At 71.6% G+C, this 21,438-nt stretch carries 21 protein-coding genes and 1 tRNA gene; 4 read left to right on the forward strand and 18 right to left on the reverse strand.

Annotated elements, in window-relative coordinates:
• Positions 1-20: 20 nt before the first annotated feature.
• The 9 genes from FBY41_RS05290 to dcd form a co-directional block, all read right to left on the reverse strand.
• Positions 21-1,355 (reverse strand): cytochrome P450, encoded by a 1,335-nt coding sequence (locus tag FBY41_RS05290; RefSeq protein WP_141842293.1) that lies wholly within the window; start codon positions 1,353-1,355, stop codon positions 21-23.
• 7 nt (positions 1,356-1,362) lie between these two features.
• Positions 1,363-2,130, reverse strand: a complete 768-nt coding sequence (locus tag FBY41_RS05295) for an alpha/beta fold hydrolase (RefSeq protein ID WP_141842294.1) — start codon at positions 2,128-2,130, stop codon at positions 1,363-1,365.
• Positions 2,131-2,345: 215 nt separating this feature from the next.
• Positions 2,346-2,513 (reverse strand): 50S ribosomal protein L33, encoded by a 168-nt coding sequence (gene rpmG / locus FBY41_RS05300; RefSeq protein ID WP_141842295.1) that lies wholly within the window; start codon positions 2,511-2,513, stop codon positions 2,346-2,348.
• Between the two features lie 131 nt (positions 2,514-2,644).
• Positions 2,645-3,565 carry an ABC transporter substrate-binding protein gene (locus FBY41_RS05305; protein WP_141842296.1) on the reverse strand — a complete coding sequence of 307 codons (921 nt, stop codon included), beginning with the start codon at positions 3,563-3,565 and terminating at the stop codon, positions 2,645-2,647.
• Between the two features lie 72 nt (positions 3,566-3,637).
• Positions 3,638-4,420: an ABC transporter permease gene (locus tag FBY41_RS05310; RefSeq protein ID WP_141842297.1), complete on the reverse strand. Its 783-nt coding sequence runs from the start codon at positions 4,418-4,420 to the stop codon at positions 3,638-3,640.
• Positions 4,417-5,058, reverse strand: a complete 642-nt coding sequence (locus FBY41_RS05315) for an ABC transporter permease (protein WP_141842298.1) — start codon at positions 5,056-5,058, stop codon at positions 4,417-4,419. The genes FBY41_RS05310 and FBY41_RS05315 overlap by 4 nt, the downstream gene beginning before the upstream one ends.
• A complete protein-coding gene (locus tag FBY41_RS05320) occupies positions 5,055-6,236 on the reverse strand; it encodes an ABC transporter ATP-binding protein (protein ID WP_141842299.1) in 1,182 nt (393 codons plus the stop codon). The genes FBY41_RS05315 and FBY41_RS05320 overlap by 4 nt, the downstream gene beginning before the upstream one ends.
• Before the next feature lie 81 nt (positions 6,237-6,317).
• On the reverse strand, positions 6,318-7,088 hold the full coding sequence (locus FBY41_RS05325; protein ID WP_260439571.1) for an alpha/beta fold hydrolase: 771 nt from the start codon (positions 7,086-7,088) through the stop codon (positions 6,318-6,320).
• Positions 7,085-7,663 carry a dCTP deaminase gene (dcd, locus tag FBY41_RS05330; protein WP_141842300.1) on the reverse strand — a complete coding sequence of 193 codons (579 nt, stop codon included), beginning with the start codon at positions 7,661-7,663 and terminating at the stop codon, positions 7,085-7,087. Before dcd ends, FBY41_RS05325 begins: the two co-directional genes overlap by 4 nt.
• A 118-nt stretch (positions 7,664-7,781) precedes the next feature.
• Between dcd and FBY41_RS05335 the strand changes: the two genes are divergently transcribed.
• Complete coding sequence (locus FBY41_RS05335; protein ID WP_141842301.1) at positions 7,782-9,284, forward strand: AAA family ATPase; 1,503 nt, start codon at positions 7,782-7,784, stop codon at positions 9,282-9,284.
• A 78-nt stretch (positions 9,285-9,362) separates the two neighbouring features.
• Here FBY41_RS05335 and FBY41_RS05340 read toward each other — a convergent pair whose 3' ends face one another.
• Positions 9,363-12,263, reverse strand: a complete 2,901-nt coding sequence (locus FBY41_RS05340; RefSeq protein ID WP_141842302.1) for a helix-turn-helix transcriptional regulator — start codon at positions 12,261-12,263, stop codon at positions 9,363-9,365.
• Between the two features lie 167 nt (positions 12,264-12,430).
• Between FBY41_RS05340 and FBY41_RS05345 the strand changes: the two genes are divergently transcribed.
• Entirely contained in the window at positions 12,431-12,655 is a 225-nt protein-coding gene (locus tag FBY41_RS05345) for a hypothetical protein (protein ID WP_141842303.1), read from the forward strand.
• A 19-nt stretch (positions 12,656-12,674) separates the two neighbouring features.
• On the opposite strand, the gene FBY41_RS05350 is transcribed toward FBY41_RS05345, so the two are convergent.
• Positions 12,675-13,517 carry an SMP-30/gluconolactonase/LRE family protein gene (locus FBY41_RS05350; protein ID WP_141842304.1) on the reverse strand — a complete coding sequence of 281 codons (843 nt, stop codon included), beginning with the start codon at positions 13,515-13,517 and terminating at the stop codon, positions 12,675-12,677.
• Entirely contained in the window at positions 13,517-13,948 is a 432-nt protein-coding gene (locus FBY41_RS05355) for a hypothetical protein (RefSeq protein WP_141842305.1), read from the reverse strand. The genes FBY41_RS05350 and FBY41_RS05355 overlap by 1 nt, the downstream gene beginning before the upstream one ends.
• Before the next feature lie 142 nt (positions 13,949-14,090).
• On the opposite strand from FBY41_RS05355, the gene FBY41_RS05360 reads away from it, so the two are divergent.
• A tRNA-Gly gene (locus FBY41_RS05360) sits at positions 14,091-14,164 on the forward strand.
• An 896-nt stretch (positions 14,165-15,060) separates the two neighbouring features.
• Here the strand turns inward: FBY41_RS05360 and FBY41_RS05365 are convergent.
• Both FBY41_RS05365 and FBY41_RS05370 read right to left on the reverse strand, forming a co-directional pair.
• On the reverse strand, positions 15,061-15,402 hold the full coding sequence (locus FBY41_RS05365) for a hypothetical protein (protein ID WP_141842306.1): 342 nt from the start codon (positions 15,400-15,402) through the stop codon (positions 15,061-15,063).
• Positions 15,403-15,602: 200 nt separating this feature from the next.
• Positions 15,603-16,517 (reverse strand): universal stress protein, encoded by a 915-nt coding sequence (locus FBY41_RS05370; protein ID WP_141842307.1) that lies wholly within the window; start codon positions 16,515-16,517, stop codon positions 15,603-15,605.
• A 468-nt stretch (positions 16,518-16,985) separates the two neighbouring features.
• Between FBY41_RS05370 and FBY41_RS05375 the strand changes: the two genes are divergently transcribed.
• Complete coding sequence (locus tag FBY41_RS05375) at positions 16,986-17,849, forward strand: LysR family transcriptional regulator (protein WP_141842308.1); 864 nt, start codon at positions 16,986-16,988, stop codon at positions 17,847-17,849.
• 34 nt (positions 17,850-17,883) lie between these two features.
• On the opposite strand, the gene FBY41_RS05380 is transcribed toward FBY41_RS05375, so the two are convergent.
• The 4 genes from FBY41_RS05380 to FBY41_RS05395 all read right to left on the reverse strand — a co-directional run bounded on the left by FBY41_RS05380 (position 17,884) and on the right by FBY41_RS05395 (position 21,434).
• Entirely contained in the window at positions 17,884-18,117 is a 234-nt protein-coding gene (locus FBY41_RS05380) for a tautomerase family protein (protein ID WP_141842309.1), read from the reverse strand.
• A 13-nt stretch (positions 18,118-18,130) separates the two neighbouring features.
• Positions 18,131-18,844, reverse strand: a complete 714-nt coding sequence (locus tag FBY41_RS05385) for an SDR family NAD(P)-dependent oxidoreductase (protein WP_141842310.1) — start codon at positions 18,842-18,844, stop codon at positions 18,131-18,133.
• 188 nt (positions 18,845-19,032) lie between these two features.
• Positions 19,033-20,064 (reverse strand): alcohol dehydrogenase catalytic domain-containing protein, encoded by a 1,032-nt coding sequence (locus tag FBY41_RS05390; protein WP_141842311.1) that lies wholly within the window; start codon positions 20,062-20,064, stop codon positions 19,033-19,035.
• Entirely contained in the window at positions 20,064-21,434 is a 1,371-nt protein-coding gene (locus FBY41_RS05395; protein ID WP_141842312.1) for a dihydrolipoyl dehydrogenase family protein, read from the reverse strand. Before FBY41_RS05395 ends, FBY41_RS05390 begins: the two co-directional genes overlap by 1 nt.
• Positions 21,435-21,438: the final 4 nt, after the last annotated feature.

Here is a 21,438-nt window from a genome sequence, read left to right on the forward strand (position 1 = left end):
CCCGGCGCCGGCGCGCTGCCTCAGGGCGTCCAGCGGACCGGTAGGCGCTTCACCCCGCGCTGGAAGTTCGACCGCAGCCGCACGGGCTCGCCCGCGGACTCGATCCATGACGTGCGGGCGAGGAGCTCGCTGAAGAGCGCGCGCATCTGCACCCGCGCGAGGTGTGCGCCGAGACAGAAGTGCGGACCGTGGCCCAAGGCCAGGTGCGCCCGGGCGTCCCTGTCGATGTCGAAGTCGTCGGGCCGGTCGAAGAGCGCCTCGTCGCGGTTCGCCGACGCGAACGACACGACGACCTTGTCGCCCGCAGCCACGCGCTGACCGGCGATCTCGGTGGTCTGCGTCGCCGTCCGGCGAAACACCATGACCGGCGTCCACCACCGCAGCATCTCCTCCACCGCGGCCGGTATGCCGTCCGGCTCGGCCCGCAGCCGGCGCTGGGCGTCGGGGTGCCCCAGCAGCGCGACGAGCCCACCCGGCAGGCCGTTGCGCAGGGTCTCGTTGCCCGCCACGGCGAAGAGCCAGAACAGGTTCTCGAACTCCTCGATGGAGACATGGCCGTCGCCGCCGGCGCTGTCGTCACGCTGCGCCATGAGGATCGACATGACGTCGTCGCCGGGGACGGCACGCTTGTGCTCGCCCAGCGCGGCGGCATACGCGTAGAGGTCGGGCATGCCCGCGCGGCTGCGCGGGTCGGGCATGCGGCCGGCACCGTCCGGGGCCGGGCGCACGGCGATCGCGGACCGGGCGATGTCGGTGCCGCGCGCGGGGTTGAAGGTCGCACTGACGGCGTAGTCGGGGTCCTGCCAGCCGATGACGCGGTTCGACCAGTCGTAGAGCAGACCTCGGTCCTGCTGTGGCACCCCCAGCACGTCGGCGAGGGTGAGCAGAGGCAGGTCGGCGGCGACGTCGCGTGCGGCGTCCACCTCTCGAGGCCCTGACAGCATACGGTCGACGATGCGGCGCGCGTGACCCTCGATCTGATCCTCCAGCGCTGCGACCGAGCGTGGCGTGAAGGAGCGCGCGAGCATCCGTCGGATCCGGGAGTGCTCGGGCGGGTCCATGTTGAGCATCATCCGGCGGACGTAGGCGAGGTCAGCCGGTGTTGCCGGGTCGCGGATCTGCGTGCCTCCGAGGTGCGACGAAAACGTGCGGGGGTCGCGCAGCACCCGGGTCACGTCGGCGTGCCGCAGCACGAGCCAGTAGCCGGGCCCCTCCGGCCAGCCGGCCTGCTCGGGCTCCTCGACCCGCACGATGCCGTGCTCACGGCGCAGGCCGGCGAGCACGGCATACGGCACGTCGTCGACGTAGGTCGACGGGTCATGGAGCAGCGCGGTCACGGCCGCGAGATCGGCCACCGCGCGCTCAGGCCCGCGGCAGGTCGGCGACGAAGTCGTTGACGAGAGTCGCGAGCCGCACGGGGGTCTCGAACATCGGGTAGTGCCCGGCGTTGGGCAGCACCTCGAGCCGCGCCTCGGGATAGAGCGGGAGCCAGGTCTGCGTGACGGTCTCGGCCCCCAGGGCGGGGTCGTGCTCGCCGACCACCACGAGGACCGGGAGCTCGCTGCCCCTCACCTCGTCGGCGAAGTCGGCACCCGCCCAGGCATCGAGCACGCGCGCGAAGGCGTCGACGTCGCTGTGCTCGAGGGACCAGTCGACGATGCGGTTGACGAAGACCGGCGTGTTGCGGTTGCCGGTCGTGAAGTCGATGATGCCGAAGCGGTTGTCGCGGCTCTCGGCGGCGCCCCAGAAGAGCCCGCGGCCGGCGTCGTCGAAGGGCGTCGGCATCGCACCCACCGGCGTGATGCCGACGAGGCCCTCGACGCGGTCGGGGGCGAGCGCGAGAACCCGCTGGATGACCGCTCCACCCATCGAGTGGCCGACGAGCGTGAAGCGCGCGGCGCCGAGCTCGTCGGCGACGGCGAGCAGGTCGCGCGCCGACTCATCGAGCGACTGGTCACCCTCCTCGCCCCGACGCTGACCGAAGCCGCGGACGTCGGTGAAGACCCAGCGAGCCGCATCGCGGTCGAGGTCGTCGACGAAGAGACCCCAGCCGTCGGCGGAGCCGAACCAGCCGTGGGTGAGCAGGACGGTGCGCGGGCCGGACCCGACGACGTGGTGGGCGATCGACATGACTCTCCTTCGACGGTGAAGTGAAGTGATGCAGCCCCCCGAGCCTAAGGTCCCCCCATCGAAAGAGCAGTTCGTCAGCACGCCGGAACACCACACGCGCCCAGCCCGCAACCGAAAGAGCAGCCTGAAATCGAAAGAGCAGTCCGTCGTCGACGGACTGCTCTTTCGATTGGGGGTCACCCGTGGCGCGGGGGACGGACTGCTCTTTCGATCGGTCAGCGGGTCTCGCGGAAGTCCACGTGCTCGCGGGCCACCGGGTCGAACTTGCGCAGCACGAGCCGGTCGGGCTGGGTGCGGCGGTTCTTCGTCGTGACGTAGCTGAAGCCGGTGCCGGCCGTCGACCGCAGGGTGACGACGGGACGCAGGTCGGTGCGCTTGGCCATGGGGTGCTCCTCGATGTCTCAGGTCGCACGATCCGCGCGACAGGAATGATAACCATTACCGACCGAGTTGCATTCCCAGACACGAGAGAGGCCCCCGCACGTGGTGCGGAGGCCCCTGTCGTCGGTGCGAGTCAGGAGGAGGCGAGCCAGGTCTTGGCGACCTCGGCCGCGTCCTTCTTGTCGACGACGACCTGCTTGACCATGTCGGCCAGGGCCGGGGTGTCGAGCTTCGCGGAGACGGCGTCGAGGGCCTCCTTGAGCGCGTCGGCCTTCTCGGTGCGCACGAGCGGCACGACGTTGTCGGAGCCGAAGAGGCTCTTCGGGTCCTCGAGGACGACGAAGCCGTTGGCGGCGATCGAGGGGTCGGTGCTGAAGATGTTGGCGGCCTTGACCTGGCCGTTCTTCAGGGCCTCGACGGTCGCCTGGCTCTGCAGCGGCCGGAACTCGTTGGGCACGATGTTGTAGACCGACTTGAGGCCGACGAGGCCCTGCTGGCGGGTCTTGAACTCCGGCGGCGCGCCGATCGAGAGCTCGGCCTGGTGCGCCGTGAGGTCGGGGATCGCCTTGAGCGACCACTGGCCGGCGGTGTCCTTGGTGACGACGAGGGAGTTCTTGTCCTCGGCCGCCGACTTGTCGAGCACCGAGAGACCCTGCGGAAGCGCCTTCTGCAGCTCCGCGAAGACCTCGTCGGGGGCGGTGACCTTGGCGTTCTTGTCGAAGTAGTTGAGCAGCGAGCCGGTGTACTCGGGGAGCACGTCGACCTCACCGCCGGTGATGGCCTTGAGGTAGGTCTCACGGCTGCCGATGTTGAACTGCCGCTTGACGGTCATGCCCTTGGCCTCGAGCGCCTGGGCGTAGATCTCACCGAGGAGCGCGGCCTCGGGGAAGTCGGCCGAGCCGACCGTCACCGAGCCGGCGGCGCCGGTCGAGCCGCCGGTCGCCCCTGCGGCGCTCGTCGCGGGGGCGAGCGGGTCGCCGCTCCCGCCGCAGGCGGCCAGCGGCACGACGGCAGCGAGGAGCAGGCCCGCGGCGAGGAAGCGCGTGCGTGTCATGTTCGGTCCCTTTCGGTTGCGGCCCGGGGCGGTGCTCGCCGTCCGGATCCGACGGTGCTGTGGTGGTGCGGGTCAGGTGGTGGGGCTGGCTGTGCTGATGGACCGCGGCGCCTCGACCGGGTCGGGGCGCGACGCCTCGCCGGTGCGCGAGGACCGTGAACGGGCAACACCCACGGACCGGCCCGAGATTCCCGGCGACACGGCATATCTCTCGAGGGCCGCGAGCAGGAGGTCGGCGACGAGCGCGAGCACGGCGACGAGGATGGAGCCGCAGACCATCTGGACGTAGTCGCGCGAGGCCAGCCCGTCGATGAGGTAGCGGCCCAGGCCGCCGAGGCTGACGGATGCGGCGATCGTCGCGGTGGCGATGACCTGGAGGGTCGCGCTGCGCAGACCGGACAGCGAGAGCGGCAGCGCGCAGGGCAGCTCGACGCGCGTGAGGACCTGCCACCCGGTCATGCCCATGCCCCGAGCCGCGTCGCGCGCGGCCGGGTCGACGCTCTCGATGCCGGCGTAGATGCCCGAGAGCAGCGGGGGCACTGCGAGGAGCACGAGCACGACGATGCTCGGGATGACGAAGGCGAGGTCGCTCTGGATGAGCGGCCCGACGAACATCGAGACGGCGAAGAGGAGCCCGAGGCTCGGCACCGCGCGCATGGCATTGGCGCCGGTGACGAGCCAGCGCAGTCGTCCGGTGTGCCCCACCCAGGCACCGAGCGGGATGGCGATGAGCAGCCCGATGACCAGCGTGATCGCCGTGTAGGCGAGGTGCTCGGCGAGGCGGTTGGGGATGCCGTCGGCGCCGGACCACTGCGCAGGGTCGGTGAACCAGGCCCAGATCGTCGCGGGGCTCATGCCGCCACCGCCCGGGTCCACGGGGTGAGGGCGCGCGAGATGACCTGGATGACGAGGTCGAAGACGAGCGCGAGCAGCAGGCAGGCGATGATGCCGACCCACACCTCGGTCGGGAAGGACCGGGCGTAGCCGTCGGTGAGGAAGTAGCCGAGCTGCGAGATGCCGATGAGGGAGGCGACGCTGACGATGCTGACGTTGCTCACCGCGGCGACGCGCAGGCCGGCCGCGATGACGGGCACGGCGAGCGGGAGGTCGACCGCCCGGAACCGGGCGAAGCCGCCGTAGCCCATCGCGATCGCCGCCTGGCGGGTGGACGGGTCGACCGACGAGAGGCCGTCGGCCACGGTGCGGGTCAGCAGGGCGACGGTGTAGATCGTCATCGCGACGATGACGTTGACGGGGTCGAGGATCTTGGTGCCGAGGATCGAGGGCAGCAGGATGAAGAGGGCGAGGGAGGGGATCGTGTAGAGCAGCCCGGTCGTCGTCAGCAGGCTGGCGCGCAGCCAGGAGGTGCGGCTCGCGAGCCACCCGAGCGGCAGCGCGACGACGAGCCCCAGCACGAGCGGGAGCCCGGCGAGCCAGGCGTGCTGGCCGGCCCGGGTGAGGATCTCGCTCAGGTGGTCGAGGGCCCAGCTCACCGGGTGGACGCCCCTTCCGGAACCTCGCCGGCGGTCGTCGCCGTCCGGCGGGCCTCGATGGCCGGCACCACCTCGGCCGCGGTGATCGTGCCGACGAGGCGCCCGTCGTCGCCGGCGACGACCCCGCGACCGCTGGGAGAGGAGAGGGCGGCGTCGAGCAGGGCCCGGAGCGAGCCCGAGGTCGAGGCGACGGTGCCCCCGCGGTGGAGCAGGTCGCGGGTCACCTCGTGGTCGACGGCGGCCGCGCGCACCCAGCCGACCGGCTCACCGGCGTCGCCCACGGCGAGCACCCAGGGGGAACCGACCGCTCGCACCTGCTCGGCCGTGGCGCCGAGCCGCACCGTGGGCTCGTCGGTCAGGGAGAGCTCGGGCGCGGCGGCGAACGAGAGGGCGCGGTAGCCCCGGTCGCGGCCGACGAAGCCGGCGACGAAGTCGTCGACGGGGTCGGCGAGCAGCGTGGCGGGCGGGGCGAGCTGGGCGAGCACGCCGCCGACGCGCAGGACGGCGACCTGGTCTCCGAGCTTGACCGCCTCGTCGATGTCGTGGGTGACGAAGAGGATCGTCTTGCCGAGCTCGGACTGGAGGCGGAGGAACTCGTTCTGGAGCTGCTCGCGCACGACCGGGTCGACGGCCGAGAAGGGCTCGTCCATGAGCATGACGGGCGGGTCGGCGGCGAGTGCCCGGGCCACCCCGACGCGCTGCTGCTGCCCGCCCGAGAGCTGGGCGGGATAGCGCCGCGCCATCGCCGGGTCGAGCCCGACCCGCTCGATGAGCTCCATGGCGCGGGCGCGGGCCTGGCGCTTGTCGACGCCGAGCAGGCGAGGCACCGTCATGACGTTGTCGACGACGGTGCGGTGCGGGAAGAGCCCGGCGTGCTGGATGACGTAGCCCATGCCCCGTCGGAGCTCGGCGACGTCCATCGACGCGGTGTCGCGGCCGTTGACCGAGATCGTGCCCGAGGTCGGCGTGATCATGCGGTTGACCATGCGCAGGGTCGTCGTCTTGCCGCAGCCCGAGGGCCCGACGAGCACCGTGATCTGGCCGGTGGGCGCCTCGAGCGTGAGGTTGTCGACCGCCACGGCGCCCTGGTCGCCGCCACCCCCAGCCCGGGAGCCCCCGTCGGCCGAGCCGCTGTCGGCGTCGCCATAGCGCTTGGTCACGCCTTCGAAGCGGATCATGGAGATCAACGTACCCGCGCGCGCCGACACGTCGTCGGCCGTCCAACCCTCCGTTAGCGCCCTGTGACGCGGAGCTGACGATCAGAGATCGATGATCGACCCGCCGCCGTGCACCGCCAGGGCGATCGCTGCCCCCACCACTCCCGAGCGCGGCTCGGCGGCCCCGTCGTCGGCGATCCCGAGCTCGTCGGCGAAGGTGCCGGCGACGACCCCCGTCACGAGCTCGGTCCAGAGCCGGGCGCGCATGAGCATGGCGTGGTCACCGCGGGCGACCCGGATGAGGCTCGCGTCGCAGCCCTGCGCCTGGAGGCCCTCGACGAGCCGACGCGACCGCGACAGCCCGCAGATGACGTCTCGGTCGCCGTGGATGACGATGGTGCGGCACTGCGGCCCCGGGCGGGTGTCGCCTCGCTCGATCCACGGCGCGAGCGCCACGACAAGACGCACGTCGCGATCCTCCCCCAGGTGCAGCGCGACCCGGCCCCCCATGGAGTGGCCGACGACGGCCACCGGCCGACCCGCGTATGCCGTCCGCACCTGTTCCAGCGCCCACCTGGCGTCCACGAGTGGTGCCTGCTCGTCGCCGTTCCAGCCCCGGAAGCGGAAGCGGACGCGCGCCACGGCCAGCGGCCCCGGCACCGACCGCAGCGCGCGGGCGAAGGGCACGAGGCGCGCGACGTTGTGCGACCACGGCCGGTTCGGCTCGTAGCCGTCCACCGCACCGCCGTGCAGGACGATGACGACCGCCGCGGCGTCGGACGGCTGCGCGTCCCACACGAGCGCGGCGGACGGCATACCCCCTCGGCTCGTCGGAGCGACCACGTCGCGTGCGACCACGGGGGCGGCGCTCACACCGGTGAGCGGTGGAAGTTCTTGAACGACCGGCTGGCGGTCGGCCCGCGCTGACCCTGGTAGTGGGAGCCGTAGGCCGCTGAGCCGTAAGGGTTCTCGGCGGGAGAGCTGAGCCGGAAGAAGCAGAGCTGACCGATCTTCATGCCCGGGTAGAGCATGATCGGCAGGGTCGCGACATTGCTCAGCTCGAGCGTCACGTGCCCCGAGAAGCCGGGGTCGACGAAGCCGGCCGTCGCGTGCGTCAGGAGGCCGAGCCGTCCGAGCGAGCTCTTGCCCTCGACCCGCGCCGCGAGGTCGTCGGGCAGCGTCACGGCCTCGAGCGTCGAGCCCAGCACGAACTCGCCCGGGTGGAGCACGAAGCCGTCCTCCTCGGCACCGACCTCGACGAGGCGGGTGAGGTCGGGCTGCTCGGCGGCAGGGTCGATGTAGGGGTACTTGTGGTTGTCGAACAGCCGGAAGTACTTGTCGAGGCGCACGTCGATGCTCGACGGCTGGACCATCTGCGGGTCCCACGGGTCGAGCACGACACGCTCCGCCGCGATCTCGGCCCGGATGTCCTTGTCGGAGAGCAGCACGGGGTCGAGGCTACAGGCCGGGGCAGGGGTGGCCCTGTGAACGCCGGGTTCGTTGCGCACGTCGGTGGCGCATGCGCGCTCGCCCCCGAAGCGGGTCCGGGCCTCCTATCGTCGGGGGATGAACCCCTCGGACCGTCCCCGTCCCGCCAGCGACGAGCTGATGCGCGACTTCCACGCGGTGCTCCGTCGAGTGCTCGACGACGTGCCGCAGGCCGGCGGCCCGCGGATCGTCGACGTGCTGAGCGAGCACCTCGGCACCGAGCCGCACCTGCTCGCCGTGGTCAACCTGCCCGTCCCGGCGCACCGGCTCGTCGATGCCGACATCGCGATGGCCGAGCTGTCGTCGGTCGACCAGGAGGCGCGCATCATCGGCATCGCGGGCGACGCGCGCCACCACATGACCCTCGGTGATCTCGTGCAGCACGGCATGGGCCTGCCGGTCGGGCAGGTCGACTACGACCGGATGCCGACGGGGCCGGGCAGGGACGACCAGAGGCAGGTCGTCACCTCGGGGATCCGGCTCTTCCACTTCGAGGGCGACCCTGTCGCGGTGCGTCACCTGGGGATGAACCCGCAGTTCGGTCGCGAGGCCGGGGCGATCGAGGTGATCTCGCACGACCGAGCGGTCTCGGATGCGCTCATCGCCCGCGCCCTGGAGCTGATGGACCTGCGCAGCGTGATCCGGGGCCAGGTCGTCACCTTCGGGACGGACCCCTACGGCCGCGGCATGGCCGGCATCACCTTCGTCGCGCGCCCTGCCGTGGACGCCGAGTCCGTCGTGCTGCCCGACGGGGTGCTCGACCGGGTGGCCAACCACGTCATCGGCATGGGAGAGCACCGCGAGCGGCTGCAGGCCCACGGCCAGCACCTCAAGCGGGGTGTGCTGCTCTACGGGCCTCCGGGCACGGGCAAGACGCACACGGTGCGCTACCTGCTGTCGGCGACTCCCGGCACGACCGCCGTGCTGCTGAGCGGCGGCTCGCTGCGCTTCATCCACGACGCGGCCAAGGTCGCCCGTGCGCACCAGCCGGCCATCGTCGTGCTCGAGGACTGCGACCTCGTGGCGGAGGACCGCTCCTTCGGGCCGGGCGCCTCGCCGCTGCTCTTCGAGGTGCTCGACGCCCTCGACGGCCTCGACGCCGACGCCGATGTCGCCTTCGTCCTCACGACCAACCGCGTCGAGGACCTCGAGGTCGCGCTCGCGCAGCGCCCCGGGCGCGTCGACCTCGCCGCTGAGATCCCGCTGCCCGACGCCGACGGCCGTCGCGCGCTGCTCCACCTCTACGGCGGGCACCTCTTCGGCGCCGAGGCCATCTCGGCCGCGGCGGCCCGGGCCGAGGGCACGACCGCCTCCTTCACCAAGGAGCTCGTGCGCCGAGCGGTGCTCGCGGCGGCCATCGCCGACGAGCCGCCGGCCGACGACCACCTGGGGGTGGCGCTCGACGAGCTCCTGTCAGACGCCCACAGCCTGACCCGAAGCCTCCTCGGGGTCGGGCCGGGCGAAGGCGGCCTGGAGGCTGCGAGCCCGGGCGTCCAGCAGCTCCACCGCCCGGGCCGCGGGGGGCGCGGTGGCGGCTTCGTCGCCTACGCGCCGGGCAGCGGGCAGGTGCATCCGGGCTGAGCCGGCCGGAGGGCATACGACCTGGGGACCTCACCGCGCCTCCTATGCTGCTCGGCCACGCGGAGCAGCATGCGAGTCTCAGCCGACGAGGCCCTCTCGGCGGCCGATCGCGACCGCCTCGGTGCGGTTGCCGGCCCGGAGCTTGGCAAGGATCCTCGACACGTGCACGCTCGCCGTCTTCGGCGAGATGCACAGACGACCGGCGATCTCGTCGTTGGTCCTCCCCTCCGCGACGAGCTCCAGGACCTCGCGCTCCCTGGCGGTGAGCGGGCTCACGAGGTCGGAGGACGGCGGAGTGAGCCGTTGGATAGGCAGCGCCACCCCGTGGCGACGCCCGAGCACACGAGCCTCGGCCAGCAGTCCAGCGGCACCCAGCCGCCCGGCGATGTCGTTGGCACGCAGCAGCTCAGAAGCCGCCAGACGTCGATCTCCTTGTGCTGCATACGCTTCCGCGAGCCGAAGACGACAGACAGCCTCGTCCCAGGCGCGGTCGATGCCCGCCCAGCCGTCAGCCGCTGCGGCCCACTGGTCGACCGAGTCGGCTCGCCGGGATCGAGCGAGCAGCGCGACGTGCTCGGCACGAAAGGCGTCCGCGGCCGGCCCGCGCCAGTCGAACTGCTGGGACAGCTCGTCGAGGCGGGCGATGAGCTCCGGATCTCCGCCCGGGGCGGGCGCTTGGAGTGCAGCCACCTCGAAGCGGAGGGCAGCGTTGAGCGCGGGCCACAGGGCGGCAAACCACCAGCCACCAGGCTCACCCTCGAGGGCATGCAACCAGCGACGGGCCTCGGAGGCCTTCCCAACGGCATACAACGCGGTGACTACGTCGGCGAGCTCGTGCCTCTGCCCCACCAGATCGGGTCCGGGCTCGAGGGCCGTCATCGCTGTGGACAGGTGCGGTTCGAGCTGGGCGACCTGCCCCCGGCGCGTCATGATGCGCAGCCGGATCCCCGCCACCTCCGACCTGACCGGCTCGTAGGTGGACTCGACGACCTGGAGCCACCGCTCCGCGCCGCTCCAGTCGCCGACCTCGGCGCGGGCCGCGCCGAGACACACGGCGATGCCTGCGTAGCGCCTCGGTGCGAGCTGAGGGTCTTGGAGGCGCAGCAGGGCCTGCTCGGCGAGCACGCTTGCCTCATCGTAGTGGCCGGCGTCGACCAGACACGTCACCGCCGACTCGACGGCCATCGACCAGTCGGCGACAGGCAGGGCCGCATACTCGGCCTCCAGCGCGAGCAGCCGACGGGCCTCGGCAAGCGGCTCGACCCGCGCGAGGTGGTCGAAGCCCACGAAGACCTCCGAACGGATCCGCGCCCTCGTGTCGCCCACCTCCCGGGCCATCTCCCACGCGCGCCGGTGCAGGCGAGCGGCCAGCGCACCGTCGAAGCGTCGCGCCCAGCGGCCGGCGATCTGAAGTGCGTCGAGCACGACGAGACTCGGGGCGGCCTCGAACAGCACCCGCGCCCGGTCACGGGTCGTCTGCTCCACCGAGACCGGTGCCGCAGGCGCTCGCCCCTCGGCCTGCTCGAGCCGCATCGTCAACCACAGTCTCTCGGTGGCCGTACCGGCGAGGTGGCCACCGGCAAGCTCTCTGCGGAGGACGTCTCCGAGCACGGCCACCTCGTCGGCCGAGGTGCCGGCCACGCAGAGGTTGAAGAGGACGTCGGCGATCCCCATCCCGCAGACTGCTTCCGCGTCCTGCACGCTGCCCCACAGCGCGTAGACCTGGCGGAGGCACGACGTCTCCAGCGTGCTGTCACCGGTGCGAGCGGCGATCACCGCCGCCCGGCCGAAGCCACGGATGGCTCCAGCCTCGTCGCCTGCTGCGCGTCGGTGCAGCGCCGAGGCGACGACGTCGCCCACGTGCTCCGAGCGCTTGCCGTCGAGCAGGTCCGCCCAGGCGCGATGCAGAGCCCGCCGTCGCGCCGGCGGCAGCCGGGAGACCACCCAGTCCCTGACGAGCGTGTGCACGAAGCGCAGCTCACCGTCGTCGCCCTGCTCGAGCACCCGCGCGGCCGCTGCCTCGTCGACCGCGGCGCCGACCACCGCAGGCGGGGACCCAGTGACCGTCGCCAGTCCCTCGAGGTCCGTCGGACCCTCGGCGACGGCTGCCGCGTCGACGACGGCCGTGACCGCGTCGGCGAGGCGACGCAGCCGCCCGTCCACGATGGCGCCGAGGGACTCGGGGACACCGTTCGGGGTGGTGCCGGCCTCAATCGCGAGGTGCTCGATGAAGAGGGGCAGGCCCTCGCCGAGTCGAAGGATGCGCTCCTCGGTCGCCGGGTCCAGGGCGGCACCGCGGACGCGGCGCAGCTGCCGCCGGGCGGTCGCCTCGTCCAGCCGTCCCAGCCGGATGGTGATGACCTCCGACAGCGACGCGAGGTCGGCGAGCAGGGCCGCCGCCTCCGGCTCGACGACCGGCGTCCGGAACGTGCCGACGAACATGACCCGGCGGCTCTCGAGTCCGCGCGTCACGACGGCGATCAGGTCGAGCGTCTGGGGGTCCGCCCACTGGAGGTCATCCACGACCCAGCACAACGGGCGCTCGGCCGTCAGCGCGTCGATCAGCTGGATCGCGCCACCGAGGACGGCGACCCGGTCGGCCGACGGGGAGGCTCCGGCGGAAGACTCGCGCGCCGGGGCGCCAGCGAGCACCGGCACGATGGCGCCGAGGGCGCGGCACGCGTCGGGCGCCAGCCGCTCGAGCTCATCGCGACCCAGTCGGTGGACGGCGTCGCGGACCGTGTCCGCGAGGGTCCCGAACGGGAGGTGCCCTCCGGCGAGGTCGACGCCGTGCCCGACGAGGACGAGCAGGCCCTGCGACCGCTCGACAGTCGCGAACTCCGTGATGAGGCGCGACTTCCCGATCCCGGCCTCACCGGTCACGAGGGCCCCGCCCCCCACGCCCTCGCGCACGTCTGCAGCGATCGCGCAGAGCCGGTCGAGCTCCGCGTCCCTGCCGATCATCACGCGTCCGCGCACCACCCGATTGTTGCGGACCTCCCGCCCCGCCGAGGTGTTAGCAGGCAAGAGCGGGTCCGCCGTCTCGGCGAGTGAAGACGCAGGGATAGGGAGTTTGCCTGATGTCGCCTCAGCGGCTTACGGCGAACGTGGAGATGGCAGTCCCCAGTCGTCTCCGGGAGGACATCATGTTCACGCTCAACACCAACCCGCACCTCATGCTCCAGCTCGCCACGACCACGCGGGCGGACCAGATCGAGGGTGCCGAGCGGCGCCGCGCCCACGCCGGCGCCCACTCCGGCGCCCACGCCGGCGCCCGCCGTCGAGCCTCAGGCGCGAGGCTCGGCGGGTACTGGGGAGGGCTGAGGCGTCGCAGCGAGCACACGGCGCCCGCCCCGGCGCGCACGGTCTGACGCATCGACCGCGAGTGCCTCAGCCCGCGAAGGCGCGGACCGGAAGCCCCGGCACGTCGACCCGCGCGCGGAAGAGCGCGCCCGCCTCGGGCTCCGGGTCGTCGAGGTTCTCTCGGGAGGTCGTGATGAAGAGGTCACGGCCGTCCGCCCCGCCGAGCGTGCACGACGTCACGAGACGCACCGGCAGGGTGATCTCGGCGATCACCTCGGCCGACGGCGAGTAGCACTGCACGCGTCCCGCGCCGTTGAGTGCGACCCAGACGTTGCCGGCGCTGTCGACGGTGAGTCCGTCGGGGTGGCCGGTCCCGGGGGTGACGAAGGGGCGACGGCGGGTCAGCTCGCCGCCTTCGACATCGAAGACGTCGGTGCGGCCGGTCGGCGTGTCGTTGTAGTAGACGCGCCGGTGGTCGGGCGAGAGGTCGATGCCGTTGGAGATCGTGACCTCGGGCAGGACCGTGGTGACGTGGCCGTCGCCGTCGACGCGGTAGAGCGTCGCGCTGCCCGGCACACGGTCGTAGCCCATCGAGCCGCACCACAGGCGACCCAGCCCGTCGACGCCGCCCTCGTTCATCCGGATCGACGGGTCGTCCCACAGCTCGATCCACGGCGTCGGTATGCCGTCCGCCTCGTCCGCGAGCGCCAGCCCTCGCTCCGTGGCGACGACCCAACCGCCGCGGGTGCGGGGGCGCAGGAAGGCGGCGACGTCACCCACGTGCATCCGGTCGGCCGAGCCGTCGGCGCGCAGCGTCAGGACGTCGCCCGCGAGCATGTCGACCCAGCGCAGGCCGCCCCAGGTGGGCGACCAGACAGGGCCCTCGGCGTGGTAGCAGAGGGCATCGGTGATCTGCTCGACCGCGGCCATCAGTCCCACCAGACCCCGACGTAGTGGTGGCCCTGCGGCACCGTCGGTGCGTCGACGAGCCAGTCGGGGCTCGGCGACGGGCCGCCGCTCGGGTCGGTCTCGGCGTCGATCGTGAGCACGTCCACCTCTTCCGGGCTGAGGGTCGTGATGACGGCGACCCCGCTGGCGTAGGGCCATTCGTCATCGGGATAGGTCTGGAACTCGAGCTGGTCGAGCTCGACCCGCACATCGTGCACCTCGGGTCGCTCACGCAGGGCAAAGAGCACGTCGCGGACGGTCTCGAGGGCGAGGTCCTCGTCGCGGTTGGGTGCGATGCACCACTCGCAGTCGTTGCCGTCGAAGAACTGCTCGAGGGTGACGGCAACCTGTTGGCTGGCTCCCCCGCGGGCTCGGACGTGCGCGACCAAGGCCTGCTGCTTGGCGAGATCCATGCGGTGTCGGGCCCCTGCGGTCGAGGTCTGTGTTGAGGTCTACGTCGACGGCTGCCCGTCGGTCGGGCGGCGGTCTGGTGTCGGCTACACTGGCGCCGCGTGCACGCCTCGTGCCTCCTCGCGGGGGCTCCCGGCGGCCCGTGCGAGCGTAGCTCAATGGTAGAGCGCCAGCTTCCCAAGCTGGATACGCGGGTTCGATTCCCGTCGCTCGCTCCACAGCAAACGCGCAGGTCAGAGGCTCTTCGAGCCTCTGACCTGCGCGATGCTTGGGGGTGCAGCGCGACACAAACGTGCCAGATCATGCCAGATGCGCGGGTCAGACGACCCCCACCCAGGAGCCCCCGAGAAGCGCAACTTCGGCAGCATCCGTCAGCTCGCGTCCGGCCGGTACCAGGCTCGCTACACCGCCCCTGGCGGCTCGACCATCAAGGCCCCCACGACGTTCGCGAGCCGCCGGCAGGCTGATCAGTGGCTTGCCACGGAGCACGCAGACCTGACCCGCGGCACGTGGCGGGATGCCGCTGCAGGCGGCGAATCTCTCTCGGACCACGTGGTCTCGTGGCTCGACCCCCATCCCGATATCCGTCCGCGCACGCGTGAGCTCGACGCCAGCCTCGCCAACCGCTTCATCATCGAGCCGCCCCCGCAGCTGGGGGCTGAGTGGCTCGGCGCTCGGCCCGTTGGCCAGATCACCCCTGCCAACGTCCGGCTGTGGCACTCGTGGGTCCTGGTCGAGTCCCGTCGTGGGTCGCTCGCCAGGCGCCCGCCGGCGAGGAAAGTTCCCGGTGGAATGGTGAGCTTCGGGCCTGGGCCCGGCGCGAAGGACTCGACATCGCGGCAACTGGACGCGTCCCCGACGCTGTTCGGCAGCACTGGGAACAGTGCGGCCGCCCGCAGCTCGTTGAGCCGCGTCGCGACTTGGGCCGGGCGGGAAAGGCACAGACGGCTCAGGCATACCGGTTGCTGCACGCCGTCTTGGAGAGCGCCGTTGGTGAGGGGCTCCTGCGCACGAATCCGTGCCAGCTCAAGGGCGCAAGCACCGACAAGGCGCCGGAACGCGATCCTGCGACGCCGGAAGAGGTGGACGCCATCGTCGCGGCCTCTCCTGACCGCTACCGGGTCGCCGTCCTCATCGGTGCTTGGGTGGCCTGCGCGCAGGTGAGATCGTCGCCCTCGAGCGGGGCAGCGTCGACGTCAACACCGGACAGTGCGCGCAACCAGCCGTGGCGAACCACTTGGTCCTGGGTGATCTCAATGCCGACGCGCCACGCTCGCGCCACGAAGCCCATACCGAGGATCAGGAGCACCCACCCCAGCCAGGCTGGGTCCCCCGAAGGCGGCGTGTTCGGGTCGACCGCCGCCAAGACGCCGAGTAGGAAGACCCCCGCAATCGCAGTCCAGAAGATCGCGAGGGCGGTGTCACGGGTCAATCGGCCTTGGCGGTTTCGGGTCACGCAGCGAACGCTATCGGCGGCCTGAGGCCAACATCCCCTCATGCCGCACTCAGCTCATTTCCGCCGTTGTCACGGTCACCGCTGCAGCGCTCGTTGCCGCTGAGCGTTCGTCTGGGCGTCGAACACGCCAGGCAGAACCGTTGGTCAAGAGCCGCACCGAGCCTTGCCCCTTTGCCGCAACGACAGCCGGGATCGGGGCGCTACCTGCTGATCACCATGGTCGGCACCCGGACGAGGGAGGGTACGCGCTCCGAGGCGGTGGCCCACGGCATACGAACGCGCCTGTCGTGGGCACTCGCCAGCACCGCGAGCGCGGCGCCGCGCGACTCGCTGACGATTGTGTCTGTCAGCGACCCTGAAACCGCTAGGAGGCGCATCTCGGTCCGAGGCGACAGCATCTCGGCTCGCGAGACCAGCGCGTCGAGAGTGGGGCGTCGGTCGACCGGATGCACGATGGTGACGCCCAGTCCTCGGGAGGCTGCCGCGCTGATGCCGAGCTGCAGAACGGTCGCTGCGGTTCGGTCGTCGTTCATGGCGATGACGACGCGACCCGCAGACGGACCATGCTCCGGGTCTTGAGCAAGCGCGACGACGGTCACCGGTAGATGACTGCGCCTGATGATTCTCCGGGTGATGGAACGACGGAGGGAGGCGACTCCAGTTCGCCTCTCAGGGCGTCCGACCACCAGCAACGACGCGTCCTCGTCCGCCTCGGTGAGCCGGCCGACGACGTCACCGACCCGCAAGCTGGTGGTGAGGTCGACGTCCGGTGCGATGCGCCGGGCGCGCTGCACCGCATCCTCGAGGACCTGATGGCCTCGCTCCATCGGTATCGGCACGACGCTGTAGAGGCCGAGGGCCGCGCTGGACGGGTCCAACGCGACCTGGCGTCCGGCGACGTGAACGATGTGGAGCTGGCGTCCGTGTGCTGAGGCTTCGGCGGCGGCCCAGTCCAGGGCCTGCCATCCGCTGCCACTTCCGTTGACTCCCACGGTGATCGAAATCCCTTGGCGCCGGGGCGATTTCGGTCCGTCGCTTGCCTGTGCACTCGCTTCGCTGCTGAGCCGGGATCGCGGGGAGGCGCTCGGCGGACGAGACCGGTCGACGCGCTTCATGAGCCCTCAGCTGCTTCACACCTCGATGCCCGAGTGCCGAACCCTTTCGATGGGTGTGCCAGAGGGACTGGAGTCGTGGGCGCACCGACGAGCCTCGGCTCGCGCGGTTCGAGTTGGGGATCCATCTCGGTGTGTCCTTTGGTGTGGAAGGTCGATGGGTTGACCACCTCACACGTTGACGTGGCGGAGGGTCGGCTCGCGCCGGTGAAGTCACTGGCGCAATCCCCGGTCTGCCCTGAGCGGCCGACGAGGCCTTGGCGCCGGTTGCCGGCCGGGAGTCCGGCCTGTAGGCCGACCGTCCGTGCCGAGAGCCCGGGGTATGCCTTGGGCGAGCAGTTGGCGTCGGCCGGCTTCGTCGGCGTCTCGGTCATGCCGTCCTCCTCACTGGTTCAGCGGGTCGGAATCGACGCTGGGAAGGCGCGGGCGGCAGTGGAAATGCCGCCCAGAGCGCTTCTATGATTGCCGCGCATGGACGTCGATCTGCGGCACCTGCGCGCGTTCGTAGCAGTGGGTCAGCAGCTGTCGTTCACTCGGGCTGCCCAAGAGCTGCTGGTCACGCAGCCGGCGCTGACCCGGACCGTCCAACAGCTCGAGGCCGCGCTGCAGGTGAGCCTCCTCGAGCGCAGCTCCCGTCACGTGTCGCTCACCCCGCGGGGTGCTCGGTTCCTGACGCAGGCGCAGCTGGCTCTCGCCGCGGTGGACAGCGCGCTCGCATCGGTGCGTGAGCACGTGACGGTGCGGCTCGGGTTCAGCTGGCTGCTGCCGGACCCGTGGGCCCAGCGCGCCGTGAGCAGCTACGAGGCGGCGACCGGCAACTCCGTGTCCCTGCTGCGGGTCGAGGACCCGGTGGCGGCGGTGGCCCGGGGTCAGGTCGACGTCGCGGTGGTGCGCGGGACCCCCGCGGCGCAGGCAGGCGTGCGCCTGGTGCACCTGTGCGACGAAGTCAGGGTCGCCGTGTGCTCAGTCGAGAGCCCGCTGGCCGACGCTGACCAGCTCGATTGGAGGGACCTGTCGCAATGGCCGCTCGTGGTCAACATCGTCAGCGGCACGACGGGGCCCTGGTCCTGGCCGGACGGGAGCGGGCCGACGCGGTTCGTCGAGACGCGCAACTTCGACGAGTGGCTTGAGACGGTCGCTGCCAACCGCGGCGTCGGGGTCGTGCCCGAGGTGGCGATGCGGCGCAACCTCCACCCAGCCGTACGCTTCATCCCCCTTCGCGGTGCCCCGACGAGTCCCGTGGCACTGGCCTTCCGCCCGGACCATCAGCCGGCGCTCCTGCGTCGTTTCGTCGAGACGGCACTGGCCGCCGCGCCTCGGCGCGGCGGCCAGTGATGGTCGTGACCGGCAGGCTGTCACTGAGGACCGGTCAACCCTCGAGCTGACGCTGCGCCCGGTACTGCTCGACCGGGAGGCCGCCCCAGCCCCAGTTCTGGAGCGGCACCTCGTTGATGACGACGAAGGTCGCCTCGAGCGGCTTGCCGAGCACGTCGCGCAGCAGCTCGCTGACGGCGCGGATCAGCTCGGCCTTCTCCTCGGCGGTGACGGTGTCGCGCTCCGGGGTGCTGCCTTCGCGGGTGAGGTCGATGGTGACGACGGGCATCTGGACTCCCCTCTCAGTGTCCGGCGCTCTGGCCGCCGTCGACGTGCAGGATCTCACCTGTGACGAAGGGGGCGTCCTCAAGGAACAGCACGGCGTCGACGATGTCGGAGGTGTCGCCGATGCGCCCCACCGGGTGCAGCTCGGCCAGCGCAGCATGCGTTTCCGGGGCGTGCATCGGCGTCTCGATGATGCCGGGCGAGACCGCATTGACGCGGACGCCGCGACCGGCATACTCGATCGCCAAGGACTTGGTGGCCGCCTGCAGGCCGCCCTTGGTCAGGGAGGCCAGCACGGATGGGACGTTGCTGTTGGCGTGGTCCACGAGGCTGGTCGTCACCTGGACGACGTGCCCTCCGGTCCCCTGCGCGAGCATCTGGGCGACGGCGCGCTGGGTGACCGGGAAGAACCCTTCGAGGTTGACCCGCACGGCGTTCGCGAAGTCGGCCGCGGTGTAGTCCGTGAAGGGCTTCGCGACGAAGACGCCTGCGTTGTTGACGAGGGTGTCGATGCGCCCGAAGCGTCGGACGGCCGTGTCGACGACCTCGTCGGCGGCCGCGGCGATGTCACCGGCGACCGTCACGAGATCCGGGTCGCTCGAGGGCTCGATCGAGCGGGAGTTGGCAACGACGGCCCAGCCTCGCTTTCGGAAGCCGGCGACGAGGGCCGCGCCGATGCCGCGGGAGGCGCCGGTGATGACGGCGACCTTCTGCTTGGGAAGAGTTGTCATGTGGAGAGTCCTTTCGGTTGGTGGTGCTGGACCTTCGCTTCAACCTCACCCGGAGCTGCGCTCATCCGGTTCTGCGATGCCTGCCGGGCCGCGAGCATGTTCCACGCGCATGACCGCAGGTCACAGGAGTGCGACGGCGCCGCGGACGCTCGAACAGCCACTGCCGCAGGTGAATCCGCAGATTGCACTCAGCTGTGGGCGTCGAGCACGACGCGGAACCGCGCATCGCCCGAGAGCATGCGCTCGTACGCCTGCGGGGCCTGGCTGAGCGGCACGATCTCGTTGTAGGAGCGGATCCCGTGCCGGGAGGTGAAGCGCAGGTTGTCCTCGTTCTCGGCCGCGGTGCCGGTCAGCGCGCCCCGCACGATTCGGTCGCCGAAGATGAGGTCGGGCGTCGTGACCTGGATCGGGTCCGGTGCCGCGCCGGCGACGACGAGTTGGCCATGGGGTGCCAGCCCGGCGATGAGCGGCGACATTGAGGCACCGGATGCCGCCGTGGCGACCACCGCGTCGACACCGCCGAGTCGTCGCAGCGCCTCCCCGGGGTCCTCCGCGGCGCTGTCGATGTAGTCGTCGGCGCCGAGCTCCATTGCGAGAGTGGCCTTTGCGGCGCCTCGGGCGATCGCGACGACGGGGTGTCCCAGAGCCTTGGCGTACTGGATGCCGAGATGTCCCAGCCCGCCGATGCCCTGGACGGCCACCACCGCACCCGGGCGCAGCCGTGAGCTCAGCACGGCGTTGAAGACGGTGAGCCCCGCGCAGAGGAGTGGAGCGAGGTCGGTGGGCGCGCCATCGGTCGGCAGGCGGACCAGGCCGGTGGCCCGCGCGTAGGCGACCTCCGCGTAGCCACCGTCGACGTGCGTGCCGGTCCACGGCTGGTCGGTGCACTGAAGGAAGTCGCCGCGCCGGCACGCCGGGCACACATTGTCCTGGCCGCTGAGGAAGCCAACACCGACGCGGTCGCCGACGGACCACGTCGCATCGACGTGGTCCCCGACGGCCTCGATCGTGCCGACGATCTCGTGGCCGGGCACGACCGGACGTGAGGGGTCGTGACGAAGACCCTCGACGGCGAGGACGTCGCTGTGGCACACACCGCAGGCGTCGACCCGGATCCTCACCTGTCCCGGTGCGGGCTCCTGTCGTTCACGTTCCACGAGCGCGAACTGTCGAGAGGCGGTGACCTCGAAGGCGCGGTAGGGCGTCACGCCTCCGGCCATCAGACGACCGCCTCGGACAGTGGGCGGGTGGCCGACACCTCGTCGTCCAGGGCGCGCAGCGCGTGCAGGACGGCTTCGGATAGGGTCGGGAACGGTTGGATCACGTCGAGCAGCGTCGTCAGCGGGATCTGGGCCCGGATGGCCAGGGTCGTCTGCTGCAGCCACTCCCCCGCCTCTGGCCCGACGGCATACGCGCCGGTGAGCACGTTGCCGTCGCTGACGAGCGTCAAGAAGCCCGGCGCCGTGTCGTAGGCGCGGGTGTACGTGGCCGTGCGGGCGACGCCGGAGAGATGGACGGTGCTCGTGTACCGGCCCTCGGCGGCGCCGACCGACGCGACCTGGGGGTCGCTGAAGACGACGCGCGGCACTGCCCGGTAGTCCGCCACGCGCGGTCGCCCGAGGATGTTGGCGGCCGCGACGCGCGCCTGGTACTTGCCGGTGTGGGTGAGCTGCCACAAGCCGGTGACGTCGCCGACGGCCCACAGGCCAGGGCCGAACGAGAGCCGCTCGTCCACGGGAATGCCAGCGGCGTCGGGGACGAGGCCGACCGTCTCCAGGCCGATCCCGTGAACCCGCGGACGACGGCCGGCTGCGACGAGCAGACGGTCGCCGCGAACCTCCTCGCCACCGGACAGCTCGACGACGTAGTCCGCGCCGTCCACCCGCGCGCTCTCGGCCTCGGCACCGGTCCGCACATCCACACCATCGGCGGCGAGCGCGGTCGCGACTGCCTCGCCCAAGGCGCGCGGCTCCCGACTGAGAAGATTCTCGGCGCGCTCGACGAGCACCACCTGGGTCCCCAGGCGCGCCAGGGCCTGACTCATCTCCACCCCCGTCGGGCCTCCGCCGAGCACGACGAGTCGGTCCGGAACCTGGGTCATCCCGGTCACGTCCCGGTTCGTCCAGACGCCCGGCAGATCGCGCAGCCCCGGCACCGGGGGAATGACCGGGTCGGCTCCGGTGGCGACCACGATGTGCTCGGCGGTGTGGACACGGTCGTCCACCGCCACCGTGCGCGGCCCGCGAAGGACGGCCTCTCCACGCAGCACCTCGACCCCGGCGGAGGCAGCCCAGGCGACCTGCCCGGAGTCGTCCAGATTCGAGACCATGAAGTCTCGCCAGGCGAGTACGGACGGCACGTCGAGGCTGCCCGCGACAGCCTCAGCGGCACCGGGTGCAGCCTTCGCCGCCGCCAGCGCCTCCCCCGGACGCAGCAGGGTCTTGGACGGGATGCACGCCCAGTACGAACACTCGCCGCCGAGCAGCTCGCGTTCGACGACAGCCACCCGTAGCCCGCCGTGGGCAAGGGCGGCAGCGCAGTGCTCACCCGGGGAACCGGCGCCCATCACGATCACGTCGTAGTCCGTCATCGCG

It is taken from the genome of Humibacillus xanthopallidus (genome assembly GCF_006716675.1).
In the GTDB taxonomy this organism is placed as follows: Bacteria; Actinomycetota; Actinomycetes; order Actinomycetales; family Dermatophilaceae; genus Humibacillus; species Humibacillus xanthopallidus_B.

Coding starts and splice junctions, on each gene's coding strand:
- FBY41_RS05295 (WP_141842294.1), bottom strand. CDS start 2,130: ATGTCGATCGCCCACCACGTCGTCGGGTCCGGCCCGCGCACCGTCCTG.
- rpmG (WP_141842295.1), bottom strand. CDS start 2,513: ATGGCCAAGCGCACCGACCTGCGTCCCGTCGTCACCCTGCGGTCGACG.
- FBY41_RS05305 (WP_141842296.1), bottom strand. CDS start 3,565: ATGACACGCACGCGCTTCCTCGCCGCGGGCCTGCTCCTCGCTGCCGTC.
- FBY41_RS05310 (WP_141842297.1), bottom strand. CDS start 4,420: ATGAGCCCCGCGACGATCTGGGCCTGGTTCACCGACCCTGCGCAGTGG.
- FBY41_RS05320 (WP_141842299.1), bottom strand. CDS start 6,236: ATGATCCGCTTCGAAGGCGTGACCAAGCGCTATGGCGACGCCGACAGC.
- FBY41_RS05335 (WP_141842301.1), top strand. CDS start 7,782: ATGAACCCCTCGGACCGTCCCCGTCCCGCCAGCGACGAGCTGATGCGC.
- FBY41_RS05345 (WP_141842303.1), top strand. CDS start 12,431: ATGTTCACGCTCAACACCAACCCGCACCTCATGCTCCAGCTCGCCACG.
- FBY41_RS05350 (WP_141842304.1), bottom strand. CDS start 13,517: ATGGCCGCGGTCGAGCAGATCACCGATGCCCTCTGCTACCACGCCGAG.
- FBY41_RS05355 (WP_141842305.1), bottom strand. CDS start 13,948: ATGGATCTCGCCAAGCAGCAGGCCTTGGTCGCGCACGTCCGAGCCCGC.
- FBY41_RS05370 (WP_141842307.1), bottom strand. CDS start 16,517: ATGAAGCGCGTCGACCGGTCTCGTCCGCCGAGCGCCTCCCCGCGATCC.
- FBY41_RS05375 (WP_141842308.1), top strand. CDS start 16,986: ATGGACGTCGATCTGCGGCACCTGCGCGCGTTCGTAGCAGTGGGTCAG.
- FBY41_RS05380 (WP_141842309.1), bottom strand. CDS start 18,117: ATGCCCGTCGTCACCATCGACCTCACCCGCGAAGGCAGCACCCCGGAG.
- FBY41_RS05385 (WP_141842310.1), bottom strand. CDS start 18,844: ATGACAACTCTTCCCAAGCAGAAGGTCGCCGTCATCACCGGCGCCTCC.
- FBY41_RS05390 (WP_141842311.1), bottom strand. CDS start 20,064: ATGGCCGGAGGCGTGACGCCCTACCGCGCCTTCGAGGTCACCGCCTCT.
- FBY41_RS05395 (WP_141842312.1), bottom strand. CDS start 21,434: ATGACGGACTACGACGTGATCGTGATGGGCGCCGGTTCCCCGGGTGAG.